The sequence below is a fragment of the Microbacterium lacus genome (assembly GCF_002812805.1).
Lineage (GTDB): Bacteria > Actinomycetota > Actinomycetes > Actinomycetales > Microbacteriaceae > Microbacterium > Microbacterium lacus_A.
The window spans coordinates 341,089-354,612 of the sequence record NZ_NMUM01000030.1 but is presented as its reverse complement, the minus strand read 5'-3'; the positions used below and the strand labels follow the sequence as shown (position 1 = coordinate 354,612).

General features: G+C 67.4%; 12 protein-coding genes. 9 read left to right on the top strand and 3 right to left on the bottom strand.

All coding sequences use genetic code 11. The features are described from left to right. Positions 1 to 244: 244 nt before the first annotated feature. From CGU34_RS11610 to CGU34_RS11565, 9 genes are read left to right on the top strand one after another with little or no spacing between them, the layout of a single operon-like run. Complete coding sequence (locus CGU34_RS11610; protein ID WP_036298236.1) at positions 245 to 1,120, top strand: sulfurtransferase; 876 nt, start codon at positions 245 to 247, stop codon at positions 1,118 to 1,120. Continuing rightward, complete coding sequence (locus CGU34_RS11605; protein WP_051513433.1) at positions 1,117 to 2,262, top strand: LLM class flavin-dependent oxidoreductase; 1,146 nt, start codon at positions 1,117 to 1,119, stop codon at positions 2,260 to 2,262. Before CGU34_RS11610 ends, CGU34_RS11605 begins: the two co-directional genes overlap by 4 nt. After that, a complete protein-coding gene (locus CGU34_RS11600) occupies positions 2,259 to 3,422 on the top strand; it encodes an acyl-CoA dehydrogenase family protein (RefSeq protein ID WP_051513435.1) in 1,164 nt (387 codons plus the stop codon). Before CGU34_RS11605 ends, CGU34_RS11600 begins: the two co-directional genes overlap by 4 nt. 25 nt (positions 3,423 to 3,447) lie before the next feature. Beyond that, complete coding sequence (locus CGU34_RS11595; RefSeq protein WP_100814172.1) at positions 3,448 to 5,106, top strand: ABC transporter substrate-binding protein; 1,659 nt, start codon at positions 3,448 to 3,450, stop codon at positions 5,104 to 5,106. Between the two features lies 1 nt (position 5,107). Next, positions 5,108 to 6,064 (top strand): ABC transporter permease, encoded by a 957-nt coding sequence (locus CGU34_RS11590; protein WP_100814171.1) that lies wholly within the window; start codon positions 5,108 to 5,110, stop codon positions 6,062 to 6,064. Beyond that, the gene (locus tag CGU34_RS11585; RefSeq protein WP_100814170.1) at positions 6,061 to 6,972 is read left to right on the top strand and encodes an ABC transporter permease; all 912 of its coding nucleotides are present in this window, start codon (positions 6,061 to 6,063) and stop codon (positions 6,970 to 6,972) included. The genes CGU34_RS11590 and CGU34_RS11585 overlap by 4 nt, the downstream gene beginning before the upstream one ends. After that, positions 6,969 to 8,606: a dipeptide ABC transporter ATP-binding protein gene (locus CGU34_RS11580; protein ID WP_100814169.1), complete on the top strand. Its 1,638-nt coding sequence runs from the start codon at positions 6,969 to 6,971 to the stop codon at positions 8,604 to 8,606. The genes CGU34_RS11585 and CGU34_RS11580 overlap by 4 nt, the downstream gene beginning before the upstream one ends. Further along, positions 8,603 to 9,610: a ketopantoate reductase family protein gene (locus CGU34_RS17205; RefSeq protein ID WP_051513699.1), complete on the top strand. Its 1,008-nt coding sequence runs from the start codon at positions 8,603 to 8,605 to the stop codon at positions 9,608 to 9,610. Before CGU34_RS11580 ends, CGU34_RS17205 begins: the two co-directional genes overlap by 4 nt. Further along, entirely contained in the window at positions 9,607 to 10,950 is a 1,344-nt protein-coding gene (locus CGU34_RS11565; protein WP_198517762.1) for an FAD-binding oxidoreductase, read from the top strand. Before CGU34_RS17205 ends, CGU34_RS11565 begins: the two co-directional genes overlap by 4 nt. A gap of 11 nt (positions 10,951 to 10,961) precedes the next feature. Here the strand turns inward: CGU34_RS11565 and CGU34_RS11560 are convergent, their stop codons facing one another. The 3 genes from CGU34_RS11560 to CGU34_RS11550 form a co-directional block, all read right to left on the bottom strand. Then, positions 10,962 to 11,315, bottom strand: a complete 354-nt coding sequence (locus CGU34_RS11560; protein ID WP_100814168.1) for a carboxymuconolactone decarboxylase family protein — start codon at positions 11,313 to 11,315, stop codon at positions 10,962 to 10,964. Between the two features lie 102 nt (positions 11,316 to 11,417). Next, a complete protein-coding gene (locus CGU34_RS11555; RefSeq protein ID WP_100814242.1) occupies positions 11,418 to 12,455 on the bottom strand; it encodes a methionine synthase in 1,038 nt (345 codons plus the stop codon). 20 nt (positions 12,456 to 12,475) lie between these two features. Further along, positions 12,476 to 13,462, bottom strand: a complete 987-nt coding sequence (locus tag CGU34_RS11550) for a putative oxygenase MesX (protein ID WP_100814167.1) — start codon at positions 13,460 to 13,462, stop codon at positions 12,476 to 12,478. Positions 13,463 to 13,524 lie beyond the last annotated feature (62 nt).

Below are 13,524 nucleotides of genomic sequence, written 5' to 3'. Positions count from 1 at the left end.
GCTCGGTCGACGGCGTCCCTAACCTGACCACACGACGTATCCAGCGCATCACCGCGAGAGGCATGACATGGAAAGCACGGGCATCTTCGCCGCCGCTTCGTCCGTGCGCTTCGTGCGTGTCGGGAGCTCGCTGGTCCGTCGAATGCGCATGATGCGCGGGTGTTGAGCACCTCCACCCGCTAGCCGTCCTGATCCGCCTCATCGGCGCTCGCCTGTCTGCTCTGCGCCCGTTCTTAGGAGAACCATGTCCGACATTCTCATCTCCGCTATTGAGCTCGCTGAGCTCCTCGCCTCCGGAGCCCCCCTGCGTGTGCTCGACGTCCGCTGGCGGCTCGATCGTCCGGACGGTCGCCCGGAATATCTCGCCGGGCACATCCCGGGCGCCGTGTATGTCGATCTCGACTCCGAGCTCGCGGAGCACGGCACGCCGCGCGATGGGCGGCACCCCCTCCCTGCGCTGGACCGGCTCGAGACCGCCGCCCGCGGTTGGGGACTGCGAACCGGCGACACGGTGGTGGTCTACGACGACCTGAAGTCGCTCTCAGCGGCCCGCGCCTGGTGGCTGCTCACCGACGCCGGTGTGTCCGACGTGCGAATCCTCGACGGGTCGCTGCGTGCCTGGACTGCGTCGGGCCGCACGCTCGAGCACGGCCTCGTCGACCCGCCGCGCGGCGACATCACCCTGACCCCCGGGCGACTGCCCCGGCTCACGATCGATCAGGCGGCGGCCCTCGGGCAGGACGGGGTTCTGCTCGATGTGCGCGCCGAGGAGCGGTACCGCGGAGATGCCGAACCCGTCGATCCGCGGGCGGGGCACATCCCGGGTGCCATCAACGTCCCCACGACCGTGAACGTGGGGCCGGATGGGCGGTTCCTCGACCCGGAAGAGCTTCGCGCGCGCTTCGCCCGGGCGGGTGCTCGACCGGACGCGCCGGTCGGCGTGTACTGCGGCTCGGGGGTCACGGCCTCCCACGCCTTCGTCGCTCTCACCCTGGCGGGATACGCCCCGCAGCTGTACCCCGGCTCGTGGAGCCAATGGTCCAACCACCCCGATCGCCCCGTCGCCGTCGGATCACACCCGGGCGCCGGTGCGCCCCTTGTCAAGGAGAACCAGTCATGACCGTCGAGTTCATCAGTGCCATCAACACCCGCCCGGGCGACGAGCTCAACCCGCTGAAGGGTGGCCGCCCGCTCGATCCCGCGTACGTGCGTCGCTATGCGCGTGTGCTCGAGGACGCGGGCTTCGACTACACCCTCGTTCCCTACGGCAGCTCGTCCGCGGACTCGTTCGTGGTGGCAACCGCTGTCGCGGCTGCTACCGAGAGGCTTGCCCCCATCGTTGCCGTGCGACCCAACACGGTCTACCCGACGGTTGCTGCGCAACAGCTGGCGACCCTGAGCCAGATCTCGGACGGTCGGGCCGTGGTGCACATCATCTCCGGGGGGAGCGATGCCGAGCAGGCGCGGCAGGGCGACTACCTCAGCAAGGACGAACGCTACGACCGTTCGGAAGAGTGGATCCGTATCGTCCGACGTGCGTGGACCGAGACCGGATCGTTCAGCCATGAGGGTCGCTACTACCGGTTCGACGATTTCGGCCCGGGGTTCGCCCCGTTTGCGCCCATCCCGATCTCGGTCGGAGGCTCATCGGATGCGGCCTACCGCGTCGGCGGTGCGGTGGGTGACATCTTCGGGCTGTGGGGGGAGCCCCTCGCCGACACGCGCGAGCAGATCGAGCGCGTCAACTCGGAGGCCGTCGCGGCGGGTCGCGCCGACAAGCCGCGCATCTGGGTGACGTTCCGCCCCATCGTCGCCGAGACGGACGAACTCGCGTGGGAGAAGGCGCATCGTCACGTTGCTCGTGTCGCCGAGACATATGCGAACGCCGGCCTCGTTCCCTTCCGCCACTACGACAGCGCGCGCCCGCAGAACGTCGGGTCACAGCGACTGCTCGACGCAGCGGCTCGCGGTGAGGTGCATGACCGGGCGCTCTGGACTAAGCCCGCCGAGGTGACGAACGCCGCCGGTGCCTCGACCGCGCTCGTCGGCAGCTACGAGACGGTCGCCGCGGCGATCCTCGACTATGTCGACCTCGGTGCCGACCTCATTTCGATCCGCGGGTACGACAACCTCAATGACGCGATCGACTACGGACGATACGTGCTGCCGCTCGTGCGCCAGGAGCTTGCGCACCGTGCCGCCACCGGAGTCCGCGGCGAGGTCGTCGCCCAGCCGCCCATCACGGAGGGGGTGCGCGCGTGAGCGCCGTGACGACAACCGGGCGCGCCCTCGGCGAGCCGCGCCTGACGCCGCTCGAGCTGAGCGCGCTGACCCGCACGCTCGCCGCACACGCGCCGAACCACGACCTCGACGGGTCATTCCCCTGGCCGGGGGTCGAGGCAGCGCACGACGCAGGCTTACTGACCGCGACGGTCGGGCGCCGATACGGGGGACGCGGGCTGTCGGCCCGCGAGGCCGTGGACGTCTACCTCGCGCTCGGCGAGGGTGACCCGTCCGTCGCGCTGCTCGTGGCGATGACGGCTGCACAGCACGCCGTGCAGGATGCGGCGCCGTTCTGGCCCGAGGACCTGTACGCGCGGGTGCTCGCCGAGTCCGCGGAGCGCCCGGTGCTGCTCAACGCCGTGCGGGCGGAACCCGAGCTCGGGGCTCCAGCCCGGGGCGGGCTGCCCGCAACGACGGCGCATCGAACATCCGGTGGCTGGTCCGTCTCGGGGCGGAAAGGGTTCGCGACGGGATCCGAGGGTCTGGCGTACCACTTGGTCTGGGTCGTCACCGACGAGGCCGAACCCCGCGTCGGGCATGTCATCGTCCCCGGCGATGACCCGCGGGTCACGGTCGTGCCGACCTGGGATCACCTCGGGATGCGGGCGAGCTCGACCCACGACGTCATCTACGACGGTGTCGAGGTTCCGTTCGAGAACTTCTCGGGTGCCCCCGTCGGCACGGTCCCGAACAACCCCACTCTGCCCGGCGCGTACTCGGTTGGCGTGCCCGCCCTCTACGTCGGGGTCGCGCGCGCCGCGCTCGCCGCGTTCGGCGAGTTCGCCCGCGAGCGGGTGCCGACCTCGCTCGGGCGTCCGATCGCGACACTGGAGCGCATCCAGTCCACGGCGGGTGAGGCATCCGCGCAGATCCGTACGGCCGAACTCGTCCTCGCCGCCGTCGCCGCTGATATCGACGCGGGACGCGCCAACCCGGCCGATCTCGGCCTGGTCAAGCTGATCACCTCGCGCGCCGCGATCAGCGCGGTCGAAACGCTCGTCGCCTCGATCGGCAACGCGGGGCTGACCCGGTCGCTGCCGTTCGAACGGCATCTGCGCGACGTTCTGTGCGCGCGCCCCCACCCACCCCAAGACGATGCGGCTCTCCTCGCGACGGGCCGCTCGATCCTTCAGTCCTGACGCAGCAGAAAGGCACGACCACACCATGAGTACTCATCGCCTCCGATGGCCGCTGATCGCCACCGCCACGGTATTCACCCTGGCCCTCACCGCCTGCGCGGGGGGACAGGCGGGCCCCGCCCCGACCACCGACGCAGAGCCTGTCGCCGGCGGCGAGCTGACGCTCGAGTTCTGGCCCGACAACGCAGCCTTCGCGTGCGTCGATCCGTTCCAGACCTACTGGATCGAGCACCGGCAGGTCATCCGCAATGTGGCCGACTCCCTGACCGACCAGGACCCCGAAACGGGTGAGCTCGTGCCGTGGCTCGCAACGGACTGGAGTGTCAGTGACGACGGCTTGACCTACACCTTCATCCTGCGCGACGGCGTGACGTTCTCGGATGGCACCCCGCTCAACGCTGCCGCCGTCGTGCGCACCTTCGAGAGCGCGCTCGAGACCATCCAGGCGGTACCGGGGGCCTATGGAGGTGTGTACGTCGCGGGTCTGGAGGCGGCGACCGCCGTCGACGACGACACCGTCGAGGTGTCTTTCTCGACCCCCAACTCGTCTTTCCTGCAGGGGACCTCCACAACCAACCTGGCCATCCTGGCCCCCTCGTCGTACGACGCGACGCCCGAGGAGCGGTGCCTCGGCAACGTGGTCGGCTCTGGCCCGTTCGTGCTCGACTCGTACCGACCGGGGGAGGGGATCGATCTGAGCAAGCGCGACGGGTACGACTGGGCCAGCGACCTGAACGACCACCAGGGCGAGGCGTATCTGGACGCGGTCCGCATCAATTACGTCGCTGAGGACAGCGTCCGCGTCGGCAATCTGGCGAGCGGGGCGAGCGACGTCGCGTGGCCACGCAACCCGTTCACCCCCGAGGATCGGACACTGCTTGGGTCCAGCGGCGCGACGGTCCAGTCGCGCCCTCTCCCCGGGGTGTCCCAGAGCCTGTTCGCGAACACCGCTGACGGGGCGATTCTCGCCGACCGCGCTGTGCGGCAGGCGTTGCAGAAGGCCATCGACCGCAAGACCTATGCGGCGACGATCTACGGCGCCGATTACCCCGTCGTCGAAGGTGCGTTCAATTCCACGACTCCGTTCTTCGAGCCGCAGACCGAGGCGCTCGCATACGACCCCGAGGGTGCCGCCGAGATCCTCGAGGATGCCGGCTGGGTGCTCGAGGACGGTGAGGACTATCGCGAGAAGGATGGTGAGACCCTCACGATCGTGCAGCCCATCACGGCCGAATCCCCGGGCGACGTGCTTCTCCAAGATCAGCTCAAGCAGGTCGGCATCAACTTCGAGCTGCGGGTCTACCAGGCCGCGGAGCGGGCATCGATCATCTCCAACGGCGACTACGACGTTCTCGTCACGTATTACACGCGGGCCGAGCCCTCTGTCATCCAGTGGATCATCGACGCCCGCTACGCGTCATCGAAGGCCTTCGCGAACGGCGTTGCGACCCCCGAAACCGCGGCCGAGATCCAATCGCTCTTCGACGAAGGGTTGACCGCGACGACTGCCGAGGGGCAGAAGGCGCCGTACGACGCGCTCCAGAAGGTCTTGGTCGATGAGGGAGTCACCTTCCCCATCTTCGAGCGCGTGCAGTACGCGGCGACGGCCCCAGGGGTGCACGGGTTCCGGTTCACCAGCGAGTCGTTCCTGTCGTACTACGACATCTGGAAGTCCGAGGAGTGACATGACGGGGTACGTGCTCCGACGGATCGGTCAGGCGGTCGTCGTTCTCTGGGCGGCGTATACCGTGACCTTCGTCATCCTTTACCTGCTCCCGAGCGACCCGGTTGCGCTGCAGTTGGCCGCCAACAACGTCGAGATCGATTCGCTCAGCCCGGAGCAGCGCGAGGCCGCCGCGGCGAGGCTTGGCCTCGATCGACCGGTGTGGGAGCAGTACCTCGGCATGCTCCTCGGAGCGCTTCGCGGCGACTTCGGGGTGTCGTTCGCCAAGCAGGTGCCGGTCGGCGAGTTGATCGCCGACCGGCTGCCGCCCACCGCGATCCTGAGCGCGTTCGCGGTACTCATCGCGCTCGTCTTCGGGGTCGCCCTCGCACTCTTCGCGACGTGGCTGCCGCGGGGACCTGTCGCCGCGATTCTTCGGCGCGTGCCGGCGGTGGGCGTCAGCGTCCCCGGGTTCTGGATCGGCCTCCTCCTCATCCAGGTCTTCGCGTTCACCCTCGGCTGGTTCCCTGCAATGGGAAACGAGGGGCCCGCCAGCTATGTTCTGCCGGCCATCACGATGGCCATTCCGACGTCGGCGGTGCTCGCCCAGGTGCTCATCCGCAGCTTCGACGACACCCTGAGCGAGCCTTACATCGCGACGGCTCGCGCCAAGGGACTCAGTCGCTGGTCGGTGCAGCTGCGACACGCGTTCCGCAACGCGGCGCTGCCGACGTTGACGATCTTGGGTTTGCTCGTCGGAGCGACGGTGACCGGGTCGATCGTCGTCGAAACAGTGTTCTCGCGTCACGGCCTGGGGCGGCTCGCGCAGGAGTCCGTGCTCGCGCAGGACGTGCCGGTCGTGCAAGCGATCGTCGTGCTTGCGGCAGGGGCGTTCGTCGTCGTCAACCTGATCGTGGACCTGCTTTACCCCTTGCTCGATCCCCGGATCAGCCATACCCCGAATGTGAGCCGCGCATGACAGTCACTGTGCTCGAGAGTCCGCCCACCACCGACTTTGACGCGGTCCCGAGCGGACCCGCGGCAGCCGCGCCCACCGCCTCGCTCGCTCGAACACGTCGACCTGTGGGTGCTCTGCCACGGCGATTCGGAGTGATCCTCGCCCTCGGAATCATCCTGTTCGCGGTTCTCTCGGCGGTCGTTCCGCAGCTTCTGGCAACCTACGACCCCACGGCCACCGCGCCGCTCGATCGGCTGCTGCCTCCCAGCCCAACGCACTGGTTCGGAACGGACGAACTCGGGCGAGATCTGTATTCGCGGGTCGTACACGGCTCTGCTCTGACGATCGCGGCCACAGCGCTGGCTGTCGGGCTGGCGCTCGTCGTCGGGCTGACTCTCGGTGTGCTTTCGGGATTCGTCGGCGGCCTCACTGATTCGATCGCGATGCGGATCGTGGATGTGTTCCTGGCGATCCCCGGGCTGCTCCTGGCGCTGGCGATCGTCACGGCCCTCGGGTTCGGAACCATCCCTGTCGCCATCGCGGTCGGGATCGGAATAGTGCCCGGCTTCGCGCGCACCACCCGTGCCGAAGTCCTTCGCGTGCGGACTCTCCCCTATATAGAGGCAGCGCGCGCGGGGGGTGCCTCCTGGACCCGCATCCTGATCACGCACATCCTCCCGAACTCGTGGGGGCCTGTGATGGTGCTTGCCGTGCTCGACATCGGTGTCGCCATCCTCGCGGTCGCGTCGCTCAGCTTTCTCGGGTTCGGCGCCGCGCCACCGGCCGCCGAGTGGGGAACTCTGATTGCGAACGGCCGAAACTATCTCGTTACCGCGCCGTGGGTCTCGCTGATCCCCGGTCTCTTTGTCGCCGTTGTGGTGCTTTCGCTCAATCACCTCTCCAAGACGCTCGAGGAGGTCCAGAGATGACGAGCTCGGTCGTCAAGATCCGTGATCTACGAGTCGAATATCGCCGCGACGGCCGTGTCACCCAGGCGGTGCGAGGTATCGACCTCGATATCGACAGGGGGGAGCGTGTCGCGATCGTCGGCGAATCCGGATCCGGAAAGAGCACCGTCGCGCTCGCGCTTCTCGGGCTGCTGCCTTCGTCGGGACACATTGTGGAAGGCTCCGCGCGTGTCGCCGACGTCGAACTCGCCGGGGCATCCGAACGGACCGCCCGCCGTATCCGGGGGCGTGTTGTGGGTCTTGTGCCGCAGGATCCGACGGTTTCGCTCAATCCGACGCAGCGGGTGGGTCACCAAGTGGGCGAAGCCGTCCGGCTACGTGGCGTCCCGCGGCCTCTCGTCGATGTCGCCGTCGTCGAAGCGCTCACGCAGGCGGGCATCGATGATCCGGTGACACGCGCCAGGCAGTACCCCCACCAGCTCTCCGGCGGCCTGCGGCAGCGCGTGCTGATCGCCATTGCCCTTGCGGGAGATCCCGATGTGCTCGTGGCGGACGAACCGACGAGCGCGCTCGACGTCACCGTGCAGAAGCAGATCCTGGATCATCTGGACGCCCTCGTCCGCGAGAGGGGGATCGCGCTCGCGATCATCACGCATGACCTCGGGGTCGCGGCAGACCGCGCGGACCGGGTGATCGTCATGCAACATGGCGAGGTCGTCGAGCAGGGCCCCGCCCTCGATGTACTGGCCGCGCCGCGGCACCCCTACACTCGGCGCCTCGTGGCCGCCGCTCCGGGCCTGTCCGCAGCGGTTGCGCCACAACGAGCGGTCGCCGAGACCCCCGTCATCGTGCGCTGGGAGGGTGTCACCAAGGACTTCTCCCTTCCCCGTGGATCGATCGAGCCGACCGTGCGAGCGGTGGACAACGTGACGCTCGCGGCCCACGCCGGACAGACGCTCGCGATCGTGGGTGAGTCGGGGTCGGGCAAGACGACCCTCTTGCGGATCGCGCTCGGACTGGAGCTGCCCACGACGGGACGAGTGGTCTTTGCCGAACAAGATCTGACGGCGCTGGATTGGCGCGCCGCACGGCCACTTCGTCGGCGGTTCCAACTCGTGCAGCAGAATCCGTTTGCCGCGCTGGACCCCCGATTCAGCGTCGGACGCTCGATCGCCGAGCCGCTCACGTCCTTCCGAATCGGCAGTCGCGCCGAGCGCCGCGCGCGGGTGGCGGATCTCATCGATCTGGTGGGACTGCCGAGGGATGCAGCAACCCGGCGCCCTGCAGAACTGTCTGGCGGGCAACGCCAACGCGTCGCGATCGCCCGCGCGCTCGCGATCCAACCCGAACTGATCTATCTCGACGAGCCCGTCTCGGCTCTCGATGTTTCGGTCCAGGACCAGATCCTTCGCCTGCTCGCGCGACTCCAGGAGGACCTCGGTGTGGGCTACGTGCTCGTTTCCCACGACCTCGGGGTCGTAGCGCAGGTGGCGCACACGGTCGCGGTCGTTCAACGCGGACGCGTCGTGGAGACCGGAGCCGCCGCCGCCGTCCTCGGTGCGCCCCAGCACCAGTACACGAAGGCGCTCCTCAGCGCCGTGCCCGGCGCGCGTCTGAGATCGGATTTTGCGTCGAGAGAGGTCGTCATCCCGTGAGTCGTTACATCGTGGTGGGGGCGGGGGCCATCGGAGGCCTTCTCGCGGCCCAGTGGACTCTCGCCGGTGTGCACTCGATACTTCTCGCGCGAGGGGTGACATTCGACGCGATCAGCGAGCGCGGAATCCGGGTGCGTCGTCCTCACGGCGACGACCTCATCCGTGTGAACGTGGTCGAAGATATTCAGGCCGCCGCTCCGACCTCGTCCGACACGATCGTGCTGGCGGTGAAGGCGCAGGATGCCGAGGCTGCCGTGGCCGCAATCGCCTGGGTTCCGCTCGCCGACGAGCGCGGTGTTGTCGCCGATTTGCCGATCTTGACGCTGCAGAACGGACTCTGGGCCGAAGGCGTCGCGCTACGTCGCTTCGACACGGTTCTCGGCGTCTCGCTCGGCATACCGGCAAGCCACCTCGAACCGGGCGTCATCGTCTCACCCGCGTACCCGGTGATCGGGGCTGCCTGGATCGGCGGCTATCCCCGTTCGCTTCCCGGCGATGAAGAGCGACATCGAGCAGCCCTGGCTCAGGCGGGATTCGCGACCGCGGTCGAACCTAACATCGCCGCGGCCAAGCGACGCAAGCTGATCGCGAATCTGCGGAATGTCGTGGATGTCTTCGCCGCCTCTCGCGACGAAGCCGAACGCGCCGAGGCGGCGCTCGTCGAGGAGGCGCGATCGATCTTCGAGGCCGCGGGGCTCGCCGTCGCGCCGCCTCCCATCGATGACGTACGACTTTCCATCGGGGATGTCCCGGGCCACACGCCCGGTCGGCTCTCGACGTGGCAGAGCTTCGCTCGCCGCACCAGCAACGAGGTGGACTTTCTGAGCGGCGAGATCACCCGTATCGCTCGATCGATCGGCGCCGAGGCGCCCCTGAACGCCGCCGTCGCGCGAACTCTCGGCGCGCTCGGCGCCCGCGGTGGAGGCCCCGACGAGATCGCTTTGCCGATCGAGTTCGACTACGACCTTCTCGTCGGCGCGCGCGAGAGCCAGAGGGGGCGGTGAGCCGGGACGTGATCTTCGACATCTACGACGACCCGGGAGTGCTCCTCGCGGCATCGGTAGATCGATCCGGATGGCCCGAAGCGGTCGCGCCTCGCGGTGTCGTCCAGCCCCGCTCGGTCGAGGGCGTTCGCGCGGTGCTCGCGTGGGCCAACCAAACCCGTACAGCCATCGTCCCCCGGGGCGCGGGAAGTGGGCTCGCGGGCGGCGCGGTCGGAGTAGCCGATGCCGTCGTGCTCGACCTCTCCGGGCTCGACCGCATCATCTCGATCGACCCGAACGAACAACTCGCGCGTGTCGAGGCGGGAGTGATAACCGCCGATCTCGATGCGGCGGCCGGCGCCCACGGGCTCATGTATGCGCCCGATCCCGGAAGCGTCGGAATCTCCACGATCGGCGGCAATGTCGCCACGAACGCTGGCGGACTGCGTGGCGCGAAGTACGGAGTGACCCGCGATCACGTTCTGGCGCTCGACGTCGTGCTGGCCGATGGCACACTGATCCACACGGGCCGCGACACGATCAAGGGCGTCACGGGCTACGACCTCGTGGGATTGTTCACCGGGTCGGAAGGCACCCTGGGAGTCGTCGTCGGGGCTACGCTTCGGCTGCTTCCCCGTCCCGCGCGGACAGCGACAGCTTCGGCCTTTTTCGACAACATCGAGCTCGCGGCCCGGGGCATCACAGCGATTACTCGCTCCGGGGCACGTCCCGCGGTCCTCGAGATCATGGACGGGGCTACCCTGGCCGCTATCGACGCATTGGAAGGAACCGATCTGCGCTCACGGGGCGGGGCGCTCCTGATCGCACAGACCGACGGATTCGGTGCAGAGGAAGAACTCGACGTCGTCACCGCCGCACTCGATGGTGCCGCATCCCGGATCGAGATAGCTGTCGATCAGGCCGACGCCGATCGCTTGCTCTTCGCCCGTCGACGCGCACTCCCCGCGCTCGAAGCGATCGGGCGACCGCTGATCGAAGACATTGCGGTGCCGCGGTCGCGCCTTGCGGAAGCGGTGCGAAGGATCGGAATGATCGCGGCGGAGGAGGGGGTGCGCATCTTCGTCTTCGGGCACGCCGGCGACGGCAATCTGCATCCGATCATCGTCACCGAACACGCGCCGGCGGGGGCGCCTGTTCCCTCGCCCGCGCAGGCCGCCGCCGACCGAATCTTCGCGTTGGCGCTGGAGCTCGGCGGCACGATCACCGCCGAGCACGGCGTCGGTCGACTCAAGCGCGCGTGGGCGGCCCGAGAGCTCGGACCCGAAGTGCTTTCGCTCCAACGGAGCATCCGTGCGGTGCTCGACCCGCGCGGAATCCTGAACCCGGGATCCAGCCTCTAGCCAGGGCTCTGTCAGTGGCTGTGAGCGGCGGATGAGCCCTCCGCCAGCTTGAAGGCCAGGCGACCATGCGCAAACCCGCCACCGGCGCGGATCGCGGTTGCCACCCACGCCGCTTCGGCGAGCTCGCCCTGGGTTGCACCCGCATGAACGGCCTTTTGTGCATGGGCGTCGATGCAATACGCGCACTGCGTCGTGATGCCCACGGCGAGAGCGATCAGCTCGCGATACTTCAGCGGGATCTCGCGCCCTTCAGCCGCGAAAACGGCTCCGTCAAAGTCAACCCATGCCTTGAGGATGTCGGGGGTTTGGGCCTTGTAAACGCGCGTGTAGGCGCGGTCGGCCTCACGATCAAAGAAGTCGGTCATGAGGCAAAGCTAGGCTGAGAGCTCACCGATAAGCCTGCCGATTACGCACCGTGACGCGCGTATGACGCGAGATGTCGGTCCACGCCGCAGAGAAGCTGCGCATCACCTCTCGCTTCCGGTCAGCTCCTCCCGAATGATGTTCGCACCCGCCGTCAGCGCGCTCAGCTTCCCCAGGGCGACATCGCGAGATAGCGGTGCCATGCCGCAGTTCGTGCTCGGGATGAGCTTGTCCGCGTCGACGAACGTGAGAGCCCTCCGGAGGGTGTCGGCGACGTCATCCGCGGTCTCGATCGTCTCGCTCGCCACGTCGATGGCGCCGAGCATGACCTTCTTGCCACGGATGAGCTCGATGAGGTCCAGCGGGACGCGGGAGTTCTGGGATTCGAGCGAGATGACGTCGATACTCGAGCGCTGCAAGATCGGGAACGACTTCTCGTACTGTCGCCATTCCGACCCGAGGGTTGCCTTCCAGTCGGTGTTGGCCTTGATGCCGTAGCCGTAGCAGATGTGCACGACGGTCTCGGCGCGCAGTCCTTCAGCGGCCCGCTCCAGCGCCGCGATTCCCCAGTCCTCCATTTCGTCGAAGAAGACGTTGAACGACGGCTCATCGAACTGGATGATGTCGACGCCCGCGGCCTCGAGGTCTTTCGCTTCTTGGTTGAGGATTGTTGCGAACTCCCATGCCAGCTTTTCGCGGCTCGTGTAGTGGGCGTCGTAGAGGGTGTCGATCATTGTCATCGGGCCCGGGAGTGCCCACTTGATCGGCTGATCGGTCTGCTGACGCAAGAACTTTGCGTCGTCGACAAACACGGGCTTTTCGCGGCTCACGGCACCGACGACGGTCGGCACGCTTGCGTCGTATCGATTGCGGATGCGTACGGTCTCGCGCTTCTCGAAGTCAACCCCGTCGAGGTGCTCAATGAAGGTCGTGACGAAGTGCTGTCGGGTCTGTTCGCCATCGCTGATGATGTCGATGCCGTTGCGGCGCTGTTCCTGCACCGCGATCCGGAGCGCGTCCTGCTTGCCCTCGACCAACGCCTCGCCCTGGAGCTTCCACGGAGACCAGAGGGTTTCGGGTTCTGCGAGCCAGGAAGGCTTCGGCAGGCTACCGACGATCGTGGTGGGCAAGAGCTTGTGCATGATCGCTGACTTTCCGGTGCTCATGAGACGGGCGAGAGGGCAGCCCACTGTTCCAGGGCGTGCTTGTGCGGCTTCACGAAGTGCTCTTCCGCGTACTTCCCCTGTGTGATCGCGAGTTGGCTGCGTTCGACGCGGTCGTAGGCGATCGGCGTCCGCGAATAGTCCTGGTGTTCAAGGCTCGGTCGGTAGACGCGCCCGGCGGCTGAATTCGCGCTGTAGATCTCTGGGCGATAGATCTTCTGGAACGTCTCCATAGTGCTGATGGTGCCGGCCAGCTGCAGGTCGGAGTAGTCGCTCAACAGCTCGCCGCGGAAGTAGAACGCGAGCGGCGCCACGGCACCGGGCGGCATGAAGTATCGGACCTGCAGCCCCATCTTCGCGAAGTATTCGTCGGTCAACGAGAAGGCATCTTGGCTGTACTCGACACCGAGAACCGGATGCTGGAGGTCGGTCCGGCGATACGTCTTGGTCGTCGAAACGCTGATGCAGATCACGGGTGCCGTCGGGAACCGTTCCTGATACGCGGGGGAGTCGAGGAACCGCTGGAACAGCTTGCCGTGCAGGTCGCCGAAGTCCTCCGGCACGATGAGTTCGGTCGTGCCCGCGTTGACCGCCGGGAGCAGCACGCTGAAGTCGTAGTCGCGCAGGTAGGACGAGAAGTTGTTGCCGATGATCCCGTGGTGGCGCTCGCCCGAGCGTCGGTCGACGATCTGGACGTCGAGGACCTCGAGCAGCGGAAACTCCCGATCTTCACTGTCATCGTCGAACTGCAGGGCCACCGAGACGATGTCGAGTTCGAGGGTGTACCGGTCGCCGTTGGGGTTGTCCCCGGACGCGAGGTCGTTGAACCGCTGGTCGATCATCGTCAGGGCGTTGCGCAGGTTCTGTCGCCGGTTGTCGCCGCGCGCCAGGTTGGCGAAGTTCGTGGTGATGCGGGAGGTGTCCGACGGCGAGTAGTCCTCGTCGAACCGGGTGGTGGTGATGCGGAACGCGAAGTCGTGCGCCATGAGTGGCCAATCGGGTGGCTGATCGGCCGTTTGGGCCGTGCGGAAGTCGATGCATCCATCGT

Bases quoted from the DNA above. Each gene is read 5' to 3' on its own strand.
- CGU34_RS11610 (WP_036298236.1), top strand. From the start codon at position 245: ATGTCCGACATTCTCATCTCCGCTATTGAGCTCGCTGAGCTCCTCGCC.
- CGU34_RS11605 (WP_051513433.1), top strand. From the start codon at position 1,117: ATGACCGTCGAGTTCATCAGTGCCATCAACACCCGCCCGGGCGACGAG.
- CGU34_RS11595 (WP_100814172.1), top strand. From the start codon at position 3,448: ATGAGTACTCATCGCCTCCGATGGCCGCTGATCGCCACCGCCACGGTA.
- CGU34_RS11590 (WP_100814171.1), top strand. From the start codon at position 5,108: ATGACGGGGTACGTGCTCCGACGGATCGGTCAGGCGGTCGTCGTTCTC.
- CGU34_RS11585 (WP_100814170.1), top strand. From the start codon at position 6,061: ATGACAGTCACTGTGCTCGAGAGTCCGCCCACCACCGACTTTGACGCG.
- CGU34_RS11580 (WP_100814169.1), top strand. From the start codon at position 6,969: ATGACGAGCTCGGTCGTCAAGATCCGTGATCTACGAGTCGAATATCGC.
- CGU34_RS11560 (WP_100814168.1), bottom strand. From the start codon at position 11,315: ATGACCGACTTCTTTGATCGTGAGGCCGACCGCGCCTACACGCGCGTT.
- CGU34_RS11555 (WP_100814242.1), bottom strand. From the start codon at position 12,455: ATGCACAAGCTCTTGCCCACCACGATCGTCGGTAGCCTGCCGAAGCCT.
- CGU34_RS11550 (WP_100814167.1), bottom strand. From the start codon at position 13,462: ATGGCGCACGACTTCGCGTTCCGCATCACCACCACCCGGTTCGACGAG.